A 22,099-nucleotide genomic window follows, 5' to 3' on the forward strand; every position below is an offset into this window, starting at 1 on the left:
GAATGAAACGCACTGCGTCGCCAGCGGACGGCGACAGCCGTTTCACCTTGTTCCGTTTACTTTACCGTTATGGCCGTGCGGCTAAAGCCCTCTCTTGTTTTGATCACCTCAAGGCAAGCCGGGAAAGCCTCCTTCAACTCCTGCACATGAGAAATCACACCGATCATTCTTCCTGATTTCTGCAAGTCGACGAGCGCTGTAATGGCCTTTTGGAGTGACTCCTCATCCAGCGAGCCAAAACCTTCATCGATCAACATCATCTCAATGGTTACGCCGCCCAAATGTGACTGAATGACGTCCGTCATGCCAAGCGCGAGGCAAAGCGATGCATTAAATTTTTCACCGCCGGATAAGGTTTTCACATCTCTGTTCTGCCCAGTATAACCATCGTACACATCAAGTCCCAAGCCGCTCTGCTTCCCTCTAACTTCGAGACGGTCGCTTCGCTGCAAGGAAAACTGTCCACTCGAAAGATCACGGAGTCGCGCATTAGCAGCAAACAAAATCTGCTCCAGAAACTCAATTAGAATATAACGTTCGAATGAGATTTTAAGCGCATTATCCCCCTTCAGCATTTGGAAAATGTCCATGACTTCCTCCAGCTTCGCTTCCAGCTCTTTCACCTGCTCGCTTGCCCGTCCAATCGAAGCTGACAAGCGGCGTGCGACTTCGCCCGTGCGAAGCGCCGCTTGGGCAGCGGCTTGAGCTTGCTCTAACTGGAATTTACTTGCTGCCAGGCTTGCCTTTCGTTCGTCCAGATCAACCTTTGGCTTGTCTTTCAGCTCGGCTGCAAGTTCCAGAATCTGCTGGGTAACGAGCGCAACAGCCGAGTGGTATGCTGCAATCTCCTTACCAAACTGCTCACGCACAGTTTCAGGGAGCGCTGCTTCAGCGTATTGCTCCGATGTTTCAAAACCAGCTTTTTGCAATCCCTCAAGCAAACGCTGTTCCGCAAGCTGCTTATTGCTGCTAGCTTCCTCCAACTGCCGTTGCGACTGATCAACATAAGCTCTTTGCTCTGCAAGCTTTGCAGACGTTAATTGCAAGTGCTCCTGGGCTGATTTCCAAGCTGCTGCAAGTAACTTGGCCGCTGCCTGCTGAGCATTAATCCTCGTTTGCAACCGTTCGGGTAAACGCAGTTGTTCCGGTACGCGGTCAAGCTCCTTCTGAAGTGCCGATTGCAGCGACGCCCGCTCCAGACTGAATCGCTGCTGGGCTTGCTGCAGCTGCTCTTTTGCTGCTTGGGTCTGCTCCAGCTTAAGCTCGAGCTGCTCCAATTGCTGCTTAAGCTCCGGAAGCAGCTTGGCTCTCACCTGCATGCGATCCGTTTCTTCCTTTAGCCTGCGCCACTGCTGCTGCAGCTCCGATCGTTGCTCCTCCAGCCGGGCAGCTTCCAGCCCGTACTCGGCAAGCTCTCGCGCGCCTTCCTCTCGTGTCGCTTTCGCGGCTGCAGCCTGCGCACGCGCCTCCAGCCATTCACGCTCTACGACGCTTAACTGCGCCTTGGCCTCTTGTAACCGTTCGCGCGAAGGCACTTCCTGGCTTGCGACCGCCTTCGCGGGATGCTCCTCGCTTCCGCATACAGGGCAGGGCTTACCGTCATGCAAATGAGTGGCAAGCAGCGTCGCCTGTCCTTCGATCCAAGAAGACTCTAGCTGGTCGTGCTCCTCTTTTGCTTTGGCTAAGGCCTCCGCATACTCCTTCTCGAGCTGCGCGTAACGGGACATTTCCTTCTCCACGTCTACTAAACGCTTTAGCTGTTTCCCCTGCTGTTCCACTAGGCGAAGCTTGTCCAGTTTCTCCGTTAATTCGGCGGTACCAAGCTCTATTTCTTTCACCTGCAAGCCAGCTGTCTGCTTCTGCTCTCGCAGCTGCGCAAGCAATTGATCTGAAGCATTTAGCTTCGAAGCGGAATCATGCTCGGCTTGCATCAGCTTGTCAATTGCCTGCTGTTGACTGGCAAGCGTATTTACGATCGGTGCTATCTCTAGCAGCTTGCTCAGCTCCCGATCAGCATCCAGCCGTTCATCCTCGCGTTTCTCCTCGGCGGCATGACGGTCAGCCGCTTGCGCCTGCTCCTGCTCCGCTTTTTCTTTGCTTGCTTGCTTGTCCGCAAGCTGTTTTCGCTTTGCTTCCGCATCAGCAGCTGCCCGATCAGCCTGCTCCTTGTAAGGCGTCAGATGCGCCGCCTTCTCAGCAAGCGCCAGCTGCTGTGTTTTGAGCTCATAATTCATTTTCTGGGCATCCAACTGCTGCTTCTGTGCAAGCTTCTTATCATGATCCTCATGCTTGCTGTTCACGGCTATCGCAAGACGAAGCTTAGCTTCCTCCGCATCAAGCTGCAATGCCAAAGCAGCTTTCTCCGCTTCCGCTTGTCCGGCCAGTTTTTGATAGAAATCGAATTCCAGCTCCAGCGCTTCAGTCACCTGGGCGGCGCTATACACCTCCTGCTTGAAGGTACGCGCAAGCTCGCTGTCTTCCCGCTCCGGCAATGCCTCCTGTACCTGCTTCATATAGGCATTTGCTGTCGCCTTCGCATCCTTCAGTTGATCCTGAAGCACACGGTTTTTCTGCTGAAAACGGCCCTCCAGCCGCTCATAAAGCTGCGTGCGGAAGATTTTGCGTAAAATTTCTTCCTTATTATCCGTATCCGATGTCAGCAGCTTGCGAAATTCCCCTTGCGGGAGCATCACGATCTGGCTGAATTGTTCCTTGGTCAATCCGATAATTTGCTCAAGCTTCGCATTCACATCAGAAACGATAAAGCGGTCAACCGCCGGAATGGCTTCGCCGCTCGTCATTTCATACAGCTCCGCTTTGCCGCCAGTCTCGCTTTTGTTCCCGCCCTTGCGATGCGGCATTTGCCTAATCACCAGATAGCTTCTACGGCCTATCGCAAAATCGAACTGAACAGCCGTATGCGTGTCCTCGGCTGCAAAATGGCTGCGAAGCATGCGTGGATCAGAACGGTCCTCCCCGCTTGCAGTCCCATAAAAAGCAAAGCATATCGCATCGAAAATGGACGTTTTTCCCGCTCCGGTGTTACCGGATATGACAAATAAGCGGCGATGCTCCAATAGGGTGAAATCGATCGTTTCCTTGTCCCGGTAAGAACCAAAGGCAGTCATCGTAAGCTTGATTGGCTTCATATGGCGCCTCCTTCCTCACTCAGCAGCTCCGCATACGTGTCAGCGAACATTCGTTTTTTGGCATCGGATAGCGATTGGCCTTTGACCTCGTGATAAAAAGCAGCAAAAAGATCGACCGGATCGGCTTCACGCCTTCCCGTTCCACCAGCAGCATCAGCGGACATACCATCCGCAGTGGTACCGCTCGCCAGCAGCGGCCTGCGCTCCACGTGAAGCGCATTCGGATAAACCGCCCGCACCTTCTCCATCGGGAATAACACTGGATTTTCATTAAGCAGCGTGACAAACACATAGTCTTCATTAATCGGATGCTTTTCAATCTCTTCAATGAGAGCCGCAACTCGACGCATATTGCGAAGCGGCTTCAGCTCACGCTTGTCGACCTTGACGCCACCCGCTTCATCCAGCTCAATAACCAAATACCCTTTCACGTGGTTTTCTTCAGATATTGAATACTTAAGCGGTGAGCCTGCATACCGAATCGTATCATTCCGCACAAAATGCGCCTGATGCAAATGGCCGAGCGCCGTATAATGAAAACCTTCAAAATACGCTGCACTCACATGCTCCGCACCACCGACCGACAACGGCCGCTCGGAATCGCTCGTATTCAACTCAGGATCACCTGTGGCCGTAATGAAGGCATGTCCTACAAAAACATGTCGGGCTGCCGGATCCATACTGGACTTTAGCTTTGCAGTTATAACCCTCATCGCATCATCATGCGTCCTGATCGACTCATCCCCAAGCTGATAGCGAACTAGCGCCGGATCGGCATAAGGGATCAGATGAAAATGCACCTCTCCAAAAGAATCCCGCAACACCACCGGCTTCAACTCATCCTTTAGCTGCCCGACCAGGTGAAGGCCTCTGCTTTCCATAAGCTTCGTGCCAAAATTAATCCGATCCGGGCTGTCATGATTGCCTGATATCGCAAGCACCGGTGTGTTCAAGCCGATAACGATGCGTGCAAGAAGCTCGTCGAGCAGCTCAACAGCCTCTGTTGGCGGTACCGCGCGATCGTATAAATCACCTGCAATAATAACGGCATCCGGCCGTTCCGCTTCAATGGCTTCCAGCAGCTGCTGTAGCACATAACGCTGGTCTTCCGTCATATATACTCCCTGGACGAGCTTGCCCAAATGCCAGTCCGCCGTATGAAATAGCTTCATTTGCTTCATTCATCCTTTCCAGGTTCCTCAAATTCCAATTAACAAGGTGAAACGGCTGTCGCCGTCCTCTGGCAGGGCGGCGCGTTTCATTCCGTGAAATATAGAGAAAGGATGAGCAAACTCATATCCCTTCCTATATTTCAAGCAAATCTTCTACCTTTTATATTACCATTTGCTGCTGCGCCACGCATAGTGCAACGAATTATGACGCGATTAGCGCTCGTGTACATGAACAGATGTCCTTGGCCCATCGTTTCACCCATGCCCCCGCCATATCAAAAAGCCACAGCCGCATGCTGGGCCAGCATGCGGCTGTGGCTTTTCATATAGTTTGGCATCCGTTCCAGATTCAATTTGCCGAGATATGCCCCAAGCATTCACTCAATACGGTTTTCTTGATTCTTCCGTTCTCTAAGAAATTCAATCCCCATCACGTAGCGCCTTCTTAACCCTCTAAAAATACCTGGATGTTATCATTTTTTTCTTTGTATAAAAGGCAAGGCCATCCTTGCCGTTCGCATGCAAATCACCATAAAAGGAATCCTTCCAGCCCGAAAACGGAAAAAAAACCATCGGCGCAGGAACGCCTACATTGACGCCCAGCATGCCCGCCTCGGCCTCCTCACGGAACAGGCGTACAGCCTTTGCGTTCTCTGTATAAATAACCGCCGAATTGCCGAATCGGGAGCTGTTAACGATGCTAAGCGCCTCGTCCAGATCAGCAGCACGCAAGACTGACAGCACGGGACCGAATATTTCTTCTCTCGCAATCGTCATCCCCGGCAAAACCTGATCAAAGATGGTTGGTCCGAGAAAATACCCCTCTGCACCGCGTTCGGCCGCGAGCCTCCCATCCAGCAGCAGCACGGCGCCCTCTTCCGATCCACGGGCAATGTAGGATTCGATCCGAACGCGCTGCTCCTCCCGTATCACTGGCGTCAGCGTCACGTCATCCCGCATGCCGGAGCCAATGACCATAGCCTCCGCTGCTTCTTGCAGCGCCTGAACCCTTTTGCCGCTTGCGGCCGAGCGTTCGTACACATATTTGGCGACGGGCTGCGAGCCTACAAACGAAATAGCTTTGACCCCGTTGCTGCCCGTCAATGCATCCACCACCGCATGAGCGCCGTGAACGACGTTTAGCACGCCATCCGGCAGACCTGCTTCCAGAAGAAGCTGCGCGAGCTTGTTCGCTGTAAGAGGCGTCCGCTCCGATGGTTTCAACACAAACGTATTGCCTAGTGCGATCGCAAGCGGGAAAATCCAGCAGGGAACCATCATCGGAAAATTAAACGGCGTAATTCCTCCAACTACCCCCAGAGGAACGTAGAAGAGCTCCTAATCCAAATCGGTTGCAATGTTCGCGAGTGTCGAGCCCATCATATGCGACGGGGCCCCCGCTGCGAATTCCACTTTTTCAATGCCTCGCTGTACCTCGCCAAGCGCTTCCTTGTAGCTTTTGCCGTTTTCCGCCGTAATGATGGCCGCGAGCTCTTCCGCATGCTCCTGCAGCAGCTGCCAGTAACGGAACAGTACCCTTGCCCTACGCGGAACGGGTGTTTTGCTCCAGGCAGGATATGCTTGCTCGGCGGCAAGCACAGCTGCAGCAACATCCTCTGGAGATGACAACGGCACATATGCAAGTACGGCCCCTGTCGCCGGATTTAACACTTTGTCTGATTTCTCACTGGAAGCCTTCACCCATACACCATTGATCAAGTTTTGCAATATCGGCGTTTCCTGCAAGGTTTTTGGTTCGATAGCCATCCACTCAGCTCCCGGCTGCACAAATTTTACACACAAAGATTTGGACATCTTGTATAATCAGTAAAAAGCGTTGCAATTCCGACAAGGACGGTGATTGCCTTTGGTAAAAACGGTGCTTCAACTGACGGTAAAGGAAATATTGGAGCGTCCCTTGTTTCAGAAAGCTGAGGCGATCGCCAGCAGCGAGGCGCTAAGCCGTACCGTAAAATGGGTTCATATTATGGAAGTAACCCAGGCCCGGCATCTATTAAACGGCTCGGAGCTTATTTTGTCTACCGGGATTGGCTGGCATGACAACGAGGAATTGAGTTTATCCTTTCTGCAGCAATTGATCGACAGCGGAGCTTCCGGCCTTTGCATCGAGCTTGGCCAATACGCCAAGCAACCTTTTGACAATATGAAGGAGCTTGCGTTGCGCGAGAACTTCCCCCTTATTTTTTTCCACGAAGAAGTCCGTTATATCGATATCACCCAAGATCTCCACGCTCACTTTATCCATCAGCATCACCGCATGGTATCCGAGCTTGAAGCCTTGTCTACTGAACTTAATCAATTGCTGCTGTCAGGCAAAGGAATCAAATCCTTGCTTCGGCTGCTTCACCAAACGACCGGTGCCCAAACCGCGTTTTTCCCCATGGGCGCCGAGCCGCATTTTATTCCGCATATGCCCAGAGACAAAGCAGAACACTTTTATGAACAATGGATCTATGGCAAAATAATCGCTGATTCGCAGCAAAAGAGGACCATTGCCCATCGTCCGATTTTAGCACTCGACCACCTATTCGCCGATTTGCTGCTGCAAGGAAAACAAGAGCTTAGCGAGTTTCAGAACTTAGCGCTAGACCGTGCGGCAACGGCCATTGCCCAGGAAATGATGCGTACGAAGTATATGGAGGAACGTCGCCGGCACAAAGAGGATTTATGGTCGGTCGACTGGCTTGCAGGCAAGCACGCAGCTAATGAAATTCAAGACTATATCCACTCTATCAAACCCGCCGCCAAGCTGACGGGCGTAACCGTTTGCCTCTTTGCGCTTAGCGAACAATCCAAGGAGCTAACGGTTAAAGACGACGGCAGCCTGCTGATTCAGAAAAATATGGTTGCGCGCGCCATCTTCGAAGGCGAAGGCTGCGTCCTTCTTCCGCTCATGCAGCACGAATACATCGTATTTATCGTCGTTGACCAGCTTAGCGCCATAAAATTCAAAGAACGGCTGCTGCGCGCCATTGCGCGTCTGCAAAAAACGGAGCATCCAGAAACTGCTTTTTTCTCATCAACGCTTGGCATTGGCAGCTATTTGAAGGAATGGACAGATGCGAAGGAAAGCTACGAGACTGCTAAGGAAACCCTCTCCATACAAAAAGATGTCGGCCTGCTCCCTTCCCCCTTCTATAGCGATCTCCATCTGCACAAAATCATTTACACCTTAAAAAAAGCGGAAGCCCTCCCTGCTTTAATAGAAGAATATCTCGGACCGGTAGTGGCAAGCGACCGAGAAAAAAACGGCCGGCTGCTGCATACGTTGAACGTCTTTATGAAACTGTCAGGCTCCAAGCAGGATACGGCCAAAATGCTCTTCATCGCCAGGCAAACGCTCTACCACCGATTGGATAAGCTCGCTGCGCTGCTCGGTGACGACTTCATGGAGCAGGACAAGCGGCTGACGATCGAGCTTGCGCTTCAGGCATATGCCTACGTGAACGGTCCAATCGACTAAACCTTGCGAGATTGCTTAATTAGCAAGTTGGCAAAATATTTCCGTGCATCCGCCGTCTCCACCAGCAAAGCGGTCTCATCGCCGCCGGGATGCTTTAGCTCCAGCCAATCGCCGCTTAAGCCTTCCCGCACGCCAGTGATGATATATTGCTGCTCGATATAGGCATCGATTTTATTTTTCTCCCCAACATATTGCTCATATGCGGACATGCCTTACCCTCCTCCGCTGCTTTTACGGTTAGAGCTACTCTGGATCTGGTTCTTGCTCTGGCCTCACTGCTTCACCTTATGCTTGCCGTCCGCCTCCGACACTCCGGTGGGAGGCGCTGCATCTACTCGTTTGTAAGGCGTCCTCTTCAAATACCGGCCTGCCCCAAGTGAACCGACGAATTGCTGGTCTTGAATCACAAACTCGCCACGAGAGAGCACGCTTATTGGCAAGCCGGTTACCTGCATTCCTTCGAACGGATTGTAGTCCACGTTCATGTGATGGGTATCTACCGAGAGCGTACGCTCTGCGTGGGGATCAAAAATAACGATATCCGCATCGCTTCCGACGGCAATCGTTCCTTTGCGAGGAAACAAGCCAAAGAGCTTCGCGCTTCGCGTCGATACGATATCAACGAATTCATTTAACGAGATCCGTCCTTTGGTCACGCCCTCTGAGAAAAACAACGAGAACCGATCCTCGATGGTGGGGCCTCCGTTCGGTATTTTGCTAAAATCGCCTATGCCAAGATCCTTTTGCCCGTCAAAATTAAAAGAGCAATGATCCGAGCCTAGCGTCTGCAACTGTCCGCTCTTCAGCGCATGCCACAATACCTCCTGATGGGCCGCTTCGCGAAGCGGCGGTGACCACACATACTTGGCTCCCTCAAAATCCGGCTTCTCCAGATAAGACTGATCCAGCACCAAATATTGCGGGCAAGTCTCGCCCCACACATCTACGCCCTGGTTGCGCGCCTCCGCAATTTGCTGCACCGCCTCCGCGCAGGTGACGTGGACAACATATAACCTTGCACCGGCAAGCGCTGCCAGCTTGGCCGCCCGTCCGGTAGCTTCTCCTTCAATGATCGATGGCCGTGTCAGCGCGTGGTAAATCGGTGCCGTGTTCCCTTCCTCCAGCGCTTTATGGATGAGAAACTCAATAACGTCGCCATTTTCCGCGTGCACCATAACCATGGCTCCCAGCTCCTTGGCAGCGAGCATCGTGCGGAACAAAGTTCCATCATCTGCTTGAAATACGTTTTTGTAAGCCATAAATACTTTCAACGATGTAATGCCCTCTTCCTTGACGACAGACGGAAGCTCAGCGAGCACCTCATCATTGATCTCTCCAATCATCAGATGGAAGCCATAATCGATTACCGCTTTGCCGCCGGCTTTGTTATGCCAATCCTCAATCGCGCTCTTCAGCGGCTTCCCTTTCGTGGTCAGGCAAAAATCCACAATCGTAGTCGTACCGCCAAAAGCTGCCGCCTGCGTCCCCGTTACAAAATCGTCCGCCGTCACCGTCCCGCCAAAAGGCATCTCAAGATGCGTATGCGGATCAACCCCGCCCGGAAAGACATACATGCCCGATGCGTCTATGATTTCATCAGCCTCCGAATCCAGCTCTTTGCCGATTTTGGCAATGATGCCTCCTTTAATCAGCACATCTGCTGCATACGTATCAGCTGCCGTAACAATTGTCCCGTTTTTAATGAGCCGTGCTGTCATTTCACACCGCCTCCTTCTTATCGGTCCCGTCTACTTCCTTGCCTTTGCCTACGGCTGCAATCGCCGCTTGCCGCTGATTCCAGCTGAGCGGCAGCTCTGTGGACGGTACCTCGATCATAGAGATCGCTCCTTCTACCGGGCAGACGATGGAACAAAGGTTGCATCCTACGCAATCCTCCTCGCGAACCTTAAGGTACGCGGCGCCGTGCTCGTCCGTATGCCGCTCGATGCACTGATGCGACGTATCCTCGCAAGCAATATGGCATTTGTTGCAAACGATGCAGGTTTCCTGCTCAATCCGTGCAACCACCGCATAATTGAGATCAAGATCGCCCCATTCCGAGTAACGCTCGACCGATTTGCCGATAAGCTCCGTCACCGAATTCAGTCCCTTATCCTCCAAATAATTGTTTAATCCGTCGATCATGTCCTCGACAATGCTGAAGCCGTGATGCATGGCCGCCGTACAAATCTGGACGCCCGTCGAGCCCATTAAGATAAACTCCACCGCATCCCGCCAGTTCGATATGCCGCCAATGCCGGATATCGGAACGCCGACCAGCGGGTTGCGCGCGCATTCGGCTACCATATTCAGCGCAATCGGCTTGACCGCAGGCCCGCAATAGCCGCCATGCGCGCCTTTACCGCCAACATGCGGAACCGTGTTCCAGGTATCGATATCTACGCCTGCCAGCGAGTTGATCGTATTAATAAGCGAGATCGCATCCGCCCCGCCGCGGACAGCCGCTTTTGCCGTAGCTGTAATATCCGTAATATTAGGCGTCAGCTTTACGATGACCGGCGTCTGCGCCGCCTCCTTCACCCACATCGTCTGCATTTCTACCAAATCCGGCTGCTGTCCGGAAGCAGCGCCCATGCCCCGCTCAGCCATCCCGTGCGGACAGCCAAAATTCAGCTCCAGTCCGTCCACACCGATCGCTTCAACCTTTTTTACGATCTCATGCCACTTCTCCCGCTTCGGCTCCACCATTAATGAAACGATAATGGCATGGCCAGGAAATCTTTTTTTCGTTTCATAGATTTCCTTCAGGTTCACCTCGAGCGGACGGTCCGAAATCAGCTCGATGTTGTTGAAGCCAGCTACGCGCTGGCCGTTGAAATGAACTGCCGCAAAGCGCGAGGAAGTGTTAATGATCGGATCGCCTAGCGTTTTCCATACTGCCCCGCCCCAGCCCGCTTCGAATGCCCGCTGAACCTGGTATCCGGTATTCGTTGGCGGAGCCGATGCAAGCCAAAAGGGATTCGGGGAGGCAATGCCAGCCAAATCGATTCTCAAATCAGCCATAACGTTCACTCCTCACACTAAACCTATCGTTGATCGCATGCGCAGCAAGCTTGCCCTGCTGGGCAGCGGCTACAACCATTGCTTCGCCTTGGCCTTCCCCGAAGATGACATCGCCTGCCGCGTAAACGCGGGGATTCGAGGTTTGATGCGTACTTGCGTTCACGGTGACGATGCCCCGCTTATGATCAAGGCCTAACTGCTCGACGAGCGGCAAATGCCTCGATTGTCCAATCGCTTTAATCACGGCATCCACCTCCAGCATATAGGCTGGGCCCTCCGGCACCGGCTTCTTGCGCGCGCCTTCCTCGGCAGCTTCGAGCCGCATAGGCTGGCATTCGAGTGCTGCGACTTTACCATCCTCATCGCCAACAATTCGAATCGGAGCGCTTAGCCATTCGAACGTTACGCCATCCTGCTTGGCGAACTCAAATTCAAAGTCGTAGGCGGTCATCTCCGCCCTCGTCCGGCGATAAACCATCTTCACGCTCGCAGCACCGAGCCGTACCGAGCAGGTGGCAGCGTCCACCGCCGTATTACCTGCACCGATAACTGCCACCCTTTTGCCGACGAGGCCCGTCATAAGCTCAGCTTTTGTCGACTCGACAAAATCAATCGCATCATATACGCCAGTTAACTGCTCGCCCTCAATGCCCAGATCAGGTACCTTGGACATGCCGATCGCGAGAACGATCGCCTCATGCTGCGAGAATAGATTCTCCACGCTTATATCTTGGCCTACCTTGGTGTTTGTCCTGATCTCGACGCCCAGCTCTCTCACCTGCTCGACCTCCCAGAGCGAGATGCTCTGCGGCAAGCGAAACGATACGATGCCGTACGTATCCAAGCCCCCTGCCTGCTCCTTCGCCTCATAAACCGTAACAGCAAAACCCAATCTCGCAAGCTCGCGTGCGGCGGATAACCCCGCGGGACCTCCGCCTATAATTCCGACCGACTTCCCGTTGCTCCGGCCCGCCGCAAACAACGGCTGCCCGCGCTTCATCGCCCAGTCCGTCGCATAGCGCTGAAGCTGTCCGATCATGATCGGCTTTGAGGAATGATTCAGCACGCAGGCGCCCTCGCAAAGCTCCTCCGTCGGACATACCCTAGCGCAGGTAGCCCCTACCGGATTAGCATCCATAATGGCTCGCGCCGACCCCTTCATGTTGCCAGAGGCAATCTTTTTGATGAAGGAAGGAATATTGATGCCAGTCGGGCAAGCCTGAATACACGGGGCGTCATAGCAGTACAAACAGCGATTCGATTCCTCTATCGCTTCCTTTGGTCGCATTCCCATCTTCACCTCGGCAAAATTACGCCTCAGCGCTTCGACGGGGATAAAAGCGGCGTTCACCGATACTCCCATGACAGTTCCCTCCTATAAGCTAACGATATGGTGATACGTTTCCGGCCTTCGATCGCGGTAAAACTGCCACACATCCCTTACTTCACGAATGAGCTCTTTATCCATTTCACCAATGACGACCTCATCCTTATCCCTGCTGCCGATAGCTGAGATAGCGCCGCGAGGATCAACCAAATACGATTGCCCGTAGAACTCGCCCATATTCCAAGGCGCTTCCACGCCTACGCGATTGATGGCTGCAACATAATACCCGTTGGCTACCGCATGTGCCGGCTGCTCCAGCTTCCACAAATATTCCGACGTTCCCGCCACCGTGGCTGAGGGATTGAATACGATCTCCGCCCCGTTCAAGCCAAGTGCCCGTGCGCCTTCCGGAAAGTGCCGATCGTAGCAAATGTAGACGCCAATCTTGGCATAAGCGGTATCAAACACGGGATAACCCAAATTGCCAGGCTTAAAATAGTATTTTTCCCAAAAGCCGCCTGTTCCGCCGCCAGCTGCGACATGCGGGATATGGTGCTTGCGGTATTTGCCAAGATACGTGCCGTCCGCGTCAATCACTGCCGCCGTATTATAGTAGGTTGCGATCCCCTCCCGCTCATACATGGGCAGGACGATCACGACGCCAAGCTCGGCAGCCAGCTCCTGAAACAGCTTCGTCGTTGGGCCATGCGGAATTTCCTCCGCGGCTGCATACCACTTCGTCTGCTGCTCTGCGCAAAAATACGGCCCGTAAAATATCTCCTGCAAGGAGATGATCTGCGCTCCCTTTGCCGTAGCTTCGCGAACGAGTCCGATATGCTTCTCAATGGCCAGCCGTTTATGAGCTTCTACAGGCTCATCGCCATGCAGATCATTCGATGCCTGAATCAACCCGATTCGCACTATGCTCATCGCTCCCCCTCCTCCTCTCCTCCGCTACTCGCTTAATCTTTTTGCTGTTCGATACAGAAGCTCAACCCCAAGCTCAATATCCTTGGGAGATGAATACTCCTTCGGATTATGGCTGATGCCCTCTTTGCACCGAACGAATATCATGCCGTAATCACACACATGGGACATCATTAACGAATCATGGAAAGGTCCGCTCATCAGCTCAGGAGCCAGAAGCCCCAGCACTTCAGCCTCCTCACGGATAAGCGCTCGCAGCTCAGGTGCGCAATAACGCGGATCGCTCTTCGTATCCTCGCGAATCGTGTACGTTAAGCCATGCTCTAAGCAGACGGCGTTCATGAGCGCAAGCAGCTGCTCCTCCAGCGCATTTCTTCTGGCCAGATCCAAATCACGGAAGTCGACGGTAAAGCTCACCTTCTCAGGAATAATGTTGCGCGAATCCGGAAAAACCGATAACGAGCCCACCGTACCGACGGTAGGAGCATCCGGCTCCCTCGATGCCAGCTCATGCAGCCCGACGATCACTTTAGCACAGCCGACCAGCGCATCTTGTCTCATTGGCATCGGCACGGAGCCCGCATGTCCGGCAAAGCCAGTCATCTCTACCGTCCACCAGACCGGACCCGATATGCCGCTTACGATGCCGACGGGTTCGCCGAGAGCCTCCAGTACAGGGCCTTGCTCAATATGAAGCTCCAGAAATGCGCCGATCCGGCCCTCCTCAAATACATACTGGTCATAGGTTTCCGGATGGCAACCAAAGGACACGAGCGCTTCCCTGCGGCTCACGCCGTTTTTGTCCGTCCGCTCCAATTCGCCCGCTTCCAGCCTGCCGGTCATTCCCCTGACACCGAATAACCCTTTATTGAACCTGCAGCCCTCTTCGTCGCAAAAGGCCACCACCTCAATATTCCTCGAAGGCCGAAATCCGCTTTCCACCATCGTCTGAACGGCTTCTATCGCGCCGAGTACCCCGATGACGCCGTCATACCGCCCTCCGTACGGCTGTGAGTCGATGTGTGAGCCAAGCATTAATACCGGCGCCGCTCCATCACGACCCTTCAGTACGCCGATCAGGTTGCCGAACGGGTCGATTCGCGCTTCCATTCCCGCTTCCGCCATCCAGCCCCGCACCAGTTCCACGCCAGCCCGGTCTTCCTTCGACAAGGCCAAGCGGCAGACGCCCGTATCGCCGATTTTTCCGATTAGCGCCAGCTCTGCGATCCGGCTGTGCAGCCTTTTGGAGTGGATGCCCGCGTCCCATTTTAAAGTCATCTGAATTCCCTCCTCTCTCAGCCTTCAAAAACCTGAAGCAGCGTATCGGCGATAAATACGATTTCCTCATCCGTTGTGGACAAGGGAGGACTGAGCGTCAAAATATTCATAAAGCCCGGTACCGTATCGCCGTTTTTGCTGATGAGAAGACCCTTTTGCTTGCAGCCCGCAATAATGGACGTAACCCTTGCAGCCGAAGCAGGCTCCTTCGTCTGCTTATCCTCAACCAGCTCAATGCCGATAGCCGAGCCGAAAATGCGCAGTTCACCGACATGGGGATGCGCCTTCAGCGTCTTGATCCGGCGAAGCAGCTCCTTGCCGATATAAGCCGAACGGGCGACCAGCTCTTCCCGCTCCAATATTTCAATGTTTTTGAGCGCAACCGCGCAGGACACGGGATTGCCTCCGAACGTATTCACATGCCGAAAATGGCTGTCCGGCCCCGACTCCTTGAAGCTGTCATACATTTCGGCCGACACGGCCGTAGCAGACAAAGGAGAGTAGGCACTCGTCATTCCTTTAGCCATGGTTACCATGTCCGGCCGGACGCCAAAGTTCTGATGCCCGAACTTCGCACCTGAACGGCCGAAGCCGCAGATCACCTCATCTACAATTAATAAAACGTCATGCTTGTCGCAAATCTCCCTCAGCTTGGGCAAATAATGGTCCGGCGGCACGATCATCCCCCCGCCCGTGATTGCCGGCTCAACGATAATGCCTGCGACAGAATCCGCCCCCTCCCAAATGATCGCGTCCTCATAGGCCTGCGCGCATTGCAGTTCGCAGGCTCCCCTTGTCTGGCCAAACGGACAGCGATAGCAATAAGGCGGAGGCACATGGGTGAAACCGGCGCCAAGCGGTTCATACTTCACCTTGCGCTGCGCTTGCCCCGTGGCGCTAAGCGCTCCCATCGAATTGCCGTGATAGGCGCGGTGGCGGGAAATGAACTTGTGCTTGCTTGCCTTGCCGCGTTGATAATGGTATTGGCGTGCGATTTTGAAAGCCACCTCATTGGCATCCGAGCCTGAATTCGAGAAAAAAATTCGGTACTCGCCCTCCAGCCATTCATTCAGCTTGGCAGCCAGCTCAATGGCAGGAACATGGGATTGAATAAGCGTCGAATAAGCGATCGTTTTCATCTGCTCTGCAGCCGCTTCGGCAATCTCTGCCCTTCCGTGGCCAACGTTGACGCACCATAGCCCGGACATGCCGTCCAAATAGCGGTTGCCATCCATATCCGTAATCCAGCTGCCTTCCCCCGACACAATGACCATTGGATTCTCATTATGGGGAGAAATATGATGCCACAAAAACTTGCGATCCTTCTCCAGCAGAGCTTCCTTTGCTTCCGAATCCATTGCTGCCTTGTTTGCTCCCATAGCCCGCTTCTCCTCCTTCGCTCCCGCCGCTTCCATATAGAGAGTAGCGCGGATGAGAACATCCGCGACCCTTATAGACTAGCGTATGCGGGTACTTGGCCGCATCTTCCAAAATTGTTTTGTCGATGGCCGCAGCGAGATCCGTATCCTTCTTGATCAGCCCGTTTTTCAGCGCAATATCCACTGTCCGCGTCACCGCATCATCCACAAATGATCCTACCTGCTCTTCCGAGAAGCCCTCCGGCTTCACCAGCTTTGCCATTTCCATCAGCATCGTCGTCTGATGCTCCTTCGTCGTGCTGCCTTCCGTTAACGCACTCATCACTCTGAGCTACATGCCAGGTAATGGCGAGCCGTTCCGCAAGCTGAACCATGTAATAGGAGATATACTTACGCTTCGTTTCATGTTAGGTACGAGATAGAAACAAGTGAATTTATGTTATATTATATAACATTAAGTTCGAATTACATTATACAGATTGGTTAAAAAATGGTTGCTTGGTTTGACACAATGTCAACTAGAGGGGACTGGCCCATTCGGTAGTTTGCTAGAAATGGACTTATTTTCCTTCACATAACCGCTCCGATCTTGAATATATTGAGTAACAGACAAGAAAATAGCGAAGGTTGTCTTTATCGTTTCTTGCATGCCGATTGGTTAATTTAGTGGAATGAGGTGAGGGAAATGGAGTCAGAGCCGCTGTTTATTGTGTCCCGCGAGGACTGGTCGCTCCACCGCAAAGGCTATGAGGATCAAGCGCGACATCAGGAGAAGGTACACGAAGCAATTAAGCAAAACCTTCCCGATCTGGTTTCCGACGAGAGTATCGTGTTGTCCGATGGCAGACGTACCATTAAAGTTCCCATCAAAAGTCTGGACGAATCCCACTTTATATACAACTACAACAAGAAGCAGCACGTCGGACAAGGCGACGGCGATTCACAGGTAGGCGATGTGCTTGGTGTCGACCCTCAAGCAGCTAAAGGACCGGGGAAAGGACAGGATGCAGGCGATCAGCCGGGCGAGGATGTCGTTGATACCGAAATCAGCATCGATCAGCTGGAGGATATGCTGTTTGAGGAGCTGGAACTGCCTAATCTGGAGCAGAAGCAAAAGGATCAAATGCAATCGACGGAAATCGTGTTTCATGATATCCGCAAGAAAGGCATTATGTCCAATATTGACAAAAAGCGGACGCTGATTGAAAATTTACGGCGCAACGCCAACGCCGGCAAAGCGGGAATTGGCGGCATATCCCCCGACGATCTCCGTTACAAAACATGGAATGAAATCGTAAAGCCGCAATCGAATGCGGTCATTCTTGCTCTTATGGATACCTCAGGCAGCATGGGCTCCTTCGAAAAGTATTGCGCCCGCAGCTTCTTCTTCTGGATGACCCGGTTTCTGCGCCGAAAATACGAACATGTCGAAATCGTATTTATCGCGCACCACACCGAAGCCAAGGAAGTAACTGAAGAGGAATTTTTTAATCGCGGTGAAAGCGGTGGCACCATCTGCTCTTCCGCTTATCAAAAAGCTATTGATATCATTGACAGCCGTTACCCGACCTCGAACTGGAATATATATCCTTTTCATTTCTCTGATGGCGACAACCTGACTTCAGACAACGAACGCTGCGTCAAGCTGATTGGTCAGCTTATGGAGCGAAGCAATATGTTCGGCTACGGCGAAGTGAACCAATACAACCGCAGCAGCACGCTGATGTCAGCCTACAAACACATTAACCACAAAAAGTTTATGTATTCAGTCATCAAAGAAAAAGGCGAGGTCTACAAAGCGCTCAAAACCTTCTTCTCAAAGAAAGCAAGCGGCACCTGATAAAAACACAAAAATAAGCCGTCTGATTGGGTTCTACCCAACTTGGACGGCTTATTTTCTACTATTTTGCTCCACGAATCGTAGTTGTAGCGCGCCTTTGCTCATGAATGACAATCACTATTGCCTCGCATGTAGCACCACCGCCATTACTATCCTGCACTCTTGCAGGCTAGCGTCCACTTTAACGCCCTGTCAGTTGTCTATCCTGTATCCCGTACAATATAGACACATCTTTTCGCCCAATCACCGTTCATTTCAACCTATTCTAATGCATTCATACACTATAGCCCCACGGTTGAAGCAAATTAGGCGCTTGCAAATGCAAATGTGCAGGATAGCTCCATAATTCGAATTCTTGGTTCACAAATAGTATCTCACCTTGCTATCCTGCACTCTTGCAGGCTAGCGTCCACTTTAACGCCCTGTCAGTTGTCTATCCTGTATCCCGTACAATATAGACACCTCTTTTCGCCCAATCACCGTTCATTTCAGCCTATTCTAATGCATTCATACACTATAGCCGCACGGTTGAAGCAAATTAGGTGCTTGCAAATGCAAATGTGCAGGATAGCTGCTTGATTAGATTGATTAGATTGATTAGATTAGTTAGATTGGTTAGATTGATTAGATTAATTAGATTGGTTAGATTGATTAGATTAGTTAGATTGATTAGATTGATTAGATTGATTAGATTGCCAGTTTTCCATTTGGCATCAGCTTGTAGTATCCGCAGCCTCTTCATCAAGATCAGTTCCTTTGGTCTCTTTGCCAAAGAAGAGCACCGTTAGCGCACCTATAACGATCGTTACGAAAAAGATCATAAATATAGACGAAATCGCAATATGCCTTGCGACCAGCATACCAACAAGATAAGGCCCAATAATACCCCCGACACGACCGAAGGAAGCGGCAAAGCCCACGCCAGTCCCGCGAACCGCAGCCGGATACAGCTCCGGCGTATAGGCATACATGCCTCCCCATGCACCAAGGTTAAAGAAGGAGAGACAGATTCCCGCCGCGAGCAACACTCCTTCCGTCTCTGCGCTGCCAAACCAGAGGGCGCTGCCCGCAGTGAGCAGTAAATATATGACGAGAACAAATTTTCGCCCAAACTTCTCAATGAAGTAAGCTGCCGTAAAATAACCAGGCAACTGGGCGAGCGTCATAATCAGCACATATTGAAAGCTTTTCACCAAATCAAAGCCTTTCAGCACCATAACAGAAGGCAACCACAGGAACATGCCATAGTAGGAAAAAACAACCGTGAACCAAAGTATCCACAGCATGACCGTAGCTTTTCGGTAGCGTAATGACCATAAGGATCTCATTCTGTCACGCAAGCTCAACTTACGGCTCTCCTGTGCATTAAAGCGAGGCGAGTCCTTAATGGCTCTTCTCAAATAGAGGGCAAATAGAGCGGGAACCGCTCCGAGAGCAAACGCCATCCGCCATCCATAGTCCGGAATAATAAAGTAAGCAATCAAAGCCGCAAAAATCCAACCGATTGCCCAAAAGCTCTCCAACAAAACAACTGCCCTGCCGCGTTCCTTAACGGGAACCGATTCCGACACTAGCGTTGATGCTACGGGCAGCTCGCCTCCTAGCCCAAATCCTGCTACAAAACGAAGCACGCATAATACGATGAATCCCCCCGCCAGTGCGGACAATCCACTAGCAATCGAGAAAATAAGCAATGTCCACAGCAGAATTGCCCTGCGTCCATAGCGGTCTGCCAACAAGCCTGATATGGCTGCACCGACAGCCATCCCAATCGAGTTAATTGCCATCAGTAAGCCAACCTGTTGCGCGCCAAGCTGCCATTCTACGGCCAAAGCAGCCACGATAAAAGAGATCATGCCGACCTCCATCGCATCAAACAGCCAGCTAAGACCAGCGCTGAACAATAATTTTCGTTGCTTCGGTTCACGCAGCAATGTCATTTTACTCATATGAAAGCCCCTTATCCTATGCTCATGCTCTATTCACTACGCAGCATTTCCTAATTTTGTTCATATCCTACCCTATATTAACACGTTTTCACAGTTTCTAATCGTTAAAGATCTGATTCTAGTGTTGCCAAACCGGCGAGACTTTAGCTCCTCAATAAGCATATCCGTGTGCTTACAGCTCATAAAGACTAGCGTTCTTGAGCCTTTCATTTACGATTTGAGCAGATTGGCTAACCGTGTCCTGACTCGTTTTGAGCGCATTTCTCTGTATCTCCTTCGAGGCGATCCAGTAAGCAATACCGTCCGTTGCCGTAAGGCCAAACAAAATAAAAACAACAAAGTTGAACCCTATTCTTTGCTTGAGCGAAAGAGAATAAAATAGCTTTTTAACAAATGCACCCAATTTTGTTTGCTGAACATCCTCATGCACCTCTACTTGCCCAAGTGGGCTTAGACACACTCTTTTTTTTTATATAATGGAAACCATAATGATAAACATACGGCAAAACACGGAATAAGGGCAGAAATTTAAAGGTCTTTGCAGCACACTTGAAACGCATAATGGCTCGAAATAGCAAAAAAAACCTCAACCCCTGTAAAGAGGTTAAGGCTCTTGCCACTACTTTGCTATATATTTAATTCACTGCCCAGCTGATCTAGACTTTTAAATAGGTATCCTTGCCTGCGAGCCTCGTCAATAATTCTTCCAAGCGCCTCGGTATTATCTTTGGAAACGGAATGCAGCAGGATGATTGCACCGGGATGAAGCTGCTTCACAACCTCGTTGTAAGCATATTGTGATCCCCTTTGCGCATTCACATCCCAGTCCTTGTACGCCACTGACCAAAATACATTCGTATAGCCGAATTGCTTGCTTGCCGCAAGCACTCTTTCAGTGAATATGCCTCTAGGTGGTCGGAGATACTTCATTTCCTTTTGACCCGTCAGTATTTCTACCTGCTCCTTAACCTTATCGAGCTCTGTTTTGATACTCGCTTCCGAGAGCGTCGACATGTCTGGATGACTCCAGGAATGGTTGCCCACGATATGGCCTTCCTGGATCATCCGCTTCAACAGCTCAGGCTGGTCCTTTACATAATGACCCGTCACAAAAAAGACCGCTGGCACCTGCTTATCTTTTAGTACATCGAGAATGCGTGGTGTGTATCCATTTTCGTAACCGTTATCGAATGTAAGATAAAGCTCCTTTTGTGACGTATCCCCAAGAAATAAGGCTCCGTGCTTGGTCACAATGTGTTTGAAGCCTTCTTCATCGATGGAAGGCAGCCTTCCTTCCACACTTTTCTTAAACCCGAAGTGATATACTCCCGGCTGTCCAAATGCCACTGAAGGGTTAATTAAGCCCCATAAGATCACGACAAGCAAAACAGCGATACTACCCCTTTGCTTCAACAGTAAAGCCTCCTTATTCAATGAAGTGAATTGCAAGCCATCGGCATATTGCGCTTATAATTCCCCATAACCTCATAAAAAAACCGCTATTTCCATAAGTCCAACGGACTTCGAGAATAGCGGTTTATGTGGTCAATCTTTTCGTTAAAAGATGGTCGGGACGACACGATTTGAACATGCGACCCCCTGGTCCCAAACCAGGTGCTCTACCAAGCTGAGCTACGTCCCGAGAAAAGATGGTGCCGTCGAGAGGACTTGAACCCCCAACCTACTGATTACAAGTCAGTTGCTCTACCAGTTGAGCTACAACGGCGTAACGGTTATGTCTACCAAAGGAGGTAGTTTTGATGCTTGCCTGATACGAATCAAGGAGCATCTTAAGAAAAAATGGTGCCGTCGAGAGGACTTGAACCCCCAACCTACTGATTACAAGTCAGTTGCTCTACCAGTTGAGCTACAACGGCATATGGATTTTTTGCACCATGTAAAGGTGATTTGGTTGCGGGGGCAGGATTTGAACCTGCGGCCTTCGGGTTATGAGCCCGACGAGCTACCGGGCTGCTCCACCCCGCGTCGTTAAAGAAAATATGGTGACCCGTAGGGGACTCGAACCCCTGTTACCTCCGTGAAAGGGAGGTGTCTTAACCACTTGACCAACGGGCCTTATTTGGAACGGAGAGAGAGGGATTCGAACCCTCGCACCACTTACGCAGTCTAACCCCTTAGCAGAGGGTCCCCTTGAGCCACTTGGGTATCTCTCCAAACTTGGCTCCCCGAACAGGACTCGAACCTGTGACAACTCGATTAACAGTCGAGTGCTCTACCAACTGAGCTATCAGGGAAAATATGGTGGGCCTTAGTGGACTCGAACCACCGACCTCACCCTTATCAGGGGTGCGCTCTAACCAGCTGAGCTAAAGGCCCTAAGCATAAACATAAATCTTATGTAAGATCAATTGTTTATAATCAGGTAATCAAGTTGCGCCCTGAAAACTGGATACGAAAGATCAGGCTTGCTGAAGCCTTTGTAGCTGCTGTCTACCGGATGTATGGGTCACAGTAAACGTGTTTAGGATAAGCCCTCGACCGATTAGTATTCGTCAGCTCCACACATTGCTGTGCTTCCACCCCGAACCTATCAACCTCGTCGTCTTCAA

At 51.5% G+C, this 22,099-nt stretch carries 15 protein-coding genes, 8 tRNA genes, 1 rRNA gene and 1 pseudogene; 2 read left to right on the forward strand and 23 right to left on the reverse strand.

What is annotated here, in order from left to right; genetic code table 11:
* Window positions 1–56: 56 nt before the first annotated feature.
* The 3 genes and pseudogenes from E0496_RS04100 to E0496_RS04110 form a co-directional block, all read right to left on the reverse strand.
* Window positions 57–3,149: an AAA family ATPase gene (locus tag E0496_RS04100; RefSeq protein ID WP_141500399.1), complete on the reverse strand. Its 3,093-nt coding sequence runs from the start codon at window positions 3,147–3,149 to the stop codon at window positions 57–59.
* On the reverse strand, window positions 3,146–4,321 hold the full coding sequence (locus E0496_RS04105; protein WP_141500400.1) for an exonuclease SbcCD subunit D: 1,176 nt from the start codon (window positions 4,319–4,321) through the stop codon (window positions 3,146–3,148). Before E0496_RS04105 ends, E0496_RS04100 begins: the two co-directional genes overlap by 4 nt.
* A 453-nt stretch (window positions 4,322–4,774) precedes the next feature.
* Window positions 4,775–6,088, reverse strand: a pseudogene (locus E0496_RS04110) (aldehyde dehydrogenase family protein).
* Between the two features lie 94 nt (window positions 6,089–6,182).
* Between E0496_RS04110 and E0496_RS04115 the strand changes: the two are divergent.
* On the forward strand, window positions 6,183–7,805 hold the full coding sequence (locus E0496_RS04115; RefSeq protein WP_241674563.1) for a PucR family transcriptional regulator: 1,623 nt from the start codon (window positions 6,183–6,185) through the stop codon (window positions 7,803–7,805).
* Here the strand turns inward: E0496_RS04115 and E0496_RS04120 are convergent.
* The 8 genes from E0496_RS04120 to E0496_RS35840 all read right to left on the reverse strand — a co-directional run bounded on the left by E0496_RS04120 (window position 7,802) and on the right by E0496_RS35840 (window position 16,062).
* Entirely contained in the window at window positions 7,802–8,014 is a 213-nt protein-coding gene (locus E0496_RS04120) for a hypothetical protein (RefSeq protein WP_141500401.1), read from the reverse strand. The genes E0496_RS04115 and E0496_RS04120 overlap by 4 nt on opposite strands.
* 63 nt (window positions 8,015–8,077) lie before the next feature.
* On the reverse strand, window positions 8,078–9,523 hold the full coding sequence (hydA, locus tag E0496_RS04125; RefSeq protein ID WP_141500402.1) for a dihydropyrimidinase: 1,446 nt from the start codon (window positions 9,521–9,523) through the stop codon (window positions 8,078–8,080).
* Between the two features lies 1 nt (window position 9,524).
* Window positions 9,525–10,829 (reverse strand): NAD-dependent dihydropyrimidine dehydrogenase subunit PreA, encoded by a 1,305-nt coding sequence (gene preA / locus E0496_RS04130; protein WP_141500403.1) that lies wholly within the window; start codon window positions 10,827–10,829, stop codon window positions 9,525–9,527.
* Window positions 10,822–12,192 carry an NAD(P)-dependent oxidoreductase gene (locus E0496_RS04135; RefSeq protein ID WP_141500404.1) on the reverse strand — a complete coding sequence of 457 codons (1,371 nt, stop codon included), beginning with the start codon at window positions 12,190–12,192 and terminating at the stop codon, window positions 10,822–10,824. Before E0496_RS04135 ends, preA begins: the two co-directional genes overlap by 8 nt.
* A gap of 12 nt (window positions 12,193–12,204) precedes the next feature.
* Complete coding sequence (locus tag E0496_RS04140) at window positions 12,205–13,086, reverse strand: nitrilase-related carbon-nitrogen hydrolase (RefSeq protein ID WP_141500405.1); 882 nt, start codon at window positions 13,084–13,086, stop codon at window positions 12,205–12,207.
* Between the two features lie 24 nt (window positions 13,087–13,110).
* Window positions 13,111–14,361 carry a M20 family metallo-hydrolase gene (locus tag E0496_RS04145; RefSeq protein WP_141500406.1) on the reverse strand — a complete coding sequence of 417 codons (1,251 nt, stop codon included), beginning with the start codon at window positions 14,359–14,361 and terminating at the stop codon, window positions 13,111–13,113.
* Between the two features lie 17 nt (window positions 14,362–14,378).
* Window positions 14,379–15,740 carry an aspartate aminotransferase family protein gene (locus tag E0496_RS04150; protein WP_141500407.1) on the reverse strand — a complete coding sequence of 454 codons (1,362 nt, stop codon included), beginning with the start codon at window positions 15,738–15,740 and terminating at the stop codon, window positions 14,379–14,381.
* Window positions 15,646–16,062, reverse strand: coding sequence for a hypothetical protein (locus E0496_RS35840; protein WP_175598005.1), 417 nt, complete (start codon window positions 16,060–16,062; stop codon window positions 15,646–15,648). The genes E0496_RS04150 and E0496_RS35840 overlap by 95 nt, the downstream gene beginning before the upstream one ends.
* A gap of 363 nt (window positions 16,063–16,425) precedes the next feature.
* Here E0496_RS35840 and yhbH point away from each other — a divergent pair, with 363 nt between their 5' ends.
* Window positions 16,426–17,580 carry a sporulation protein YhbH gene (gene yhbH / locus E0496_RS04160; protein ID WP_139995553.1) on the forward strand — a complete coding sequence of 385 codons (1,155 nt, stop codon included), beginning with the start codon at window positions 16,426–16,428 and terminating at the stop codon, window positions 17,578–17,580.
* Between the two features lie 713 nt (window positions 17,581–18,293).
* On the opposite strand, the gene E0496_RS04165 is transcribed toward yhbH, so the two are convergent.
* The 12 genes from E0496_RS04165 to E0496_RS04220 all read right to left on the reverse strand — a co-directional run.
* On the reverse strand, window positions 18,294–19,529 hold the full coding sequence (locus E0496_RS04165; protein ID WP_141500408.1) for an MFS transporter: 1,236 nt from the start codon (window positions 19,527–19,529) through the stop codon (window positions 18,294–18,296).
* A gap of 172 nt (window positions 19,530–19,701) precedes the next feature.
* Window positions 19,702–19,932, reverse strand: a complete 231-nt coding sequence (locus E0496_RS04170) for a hypothetical protein (RefSeq protein ID WP_141500409.1) — start codon at window positions 19,930–19,932, stop codon at window positions 19,702–19,704.
* Between the two features lie 224 nt (window positions 19,933–20,156).
* Complete coding sequence (gene pdaA / locus E0496_RS04175; protein ID WP_241674573.1) at window positions 20,157–20,906, reverse strand: delta-lactam-biosynthetic de-N-acetylase; 750 nt, start codon at window positions 20,904–20,906, stop codon at window positions 20,157–20,159.
* 188 nt (window positions 20,907–21,094) lie between these two features.
* A tRNA-Pro gene (locus E0496_RS04180) sits at window positions 21,095–21,171 on the reverse strand.
* 8 nt (window positions 21,172–21,179) lie between these two features.
* Window positions 21,180–21,255, reverse strand: a tRNA-Thr gene (locus E0496_RS04185).
* Between the two features lie 75 nt (window positions 21,256–21,330).
* Window positions 21,331–21,406, reverse strand: a tRNA-Thr gene (locus E0496_RS04190).
* 32 nt (window positions 21,407–21,438) lie between these two features.
* A tRNA-Met gene (locus E0496_RS04195) sits at window positions 21,439–21,515 on the reverse strand.
* 15 nt (window positions 21,516–21,530) lie between these two features.
* A tRNA-Glu gene (locus E0496_RS04200) sits at window positions 21,531–21,605 on the reverse strand.
* A 10-nt stretch (window positions 21,606–21,615) separates the two neighbouring features.
* Window positions 21,616–21,703: transfer RNA gene (locus E0496_RS04205), tRNA-Ser, on the reverse strand.
* A 5-nt stretch (window positions 21,704–21,708) separates the two neighbouring features.
* A tRNA-Asn gene (locus E0496_RS04210) sits at window positions 21,709–21,784 on the reverse strand.
* 5 nt (window positions 21,785–21,789) lie between these two features.
* Window positions 21,790–21,866, reverse strand: a tRNA-Ile gene (locus E0496_RS04215).
* 146 nt (window positions 21,867–22,012) lie between these two features.
* Window positions 22,013–22,099: ribosomal RNA gene (locus tag E0496_RS04220) — 23S ribosomal RNA — on the reverse strand; the annotation flags it as partial.

It is taken from the genome of Paenibacillus luteus, assembly GCF_006542765.1.
Taxonomy (GTDB): Bacteria; Bacillota; Bacilli; order Paenibacillales; family Paenibacillaceae; genus Pristimantibacillus; species Pristimantibacillus luteus.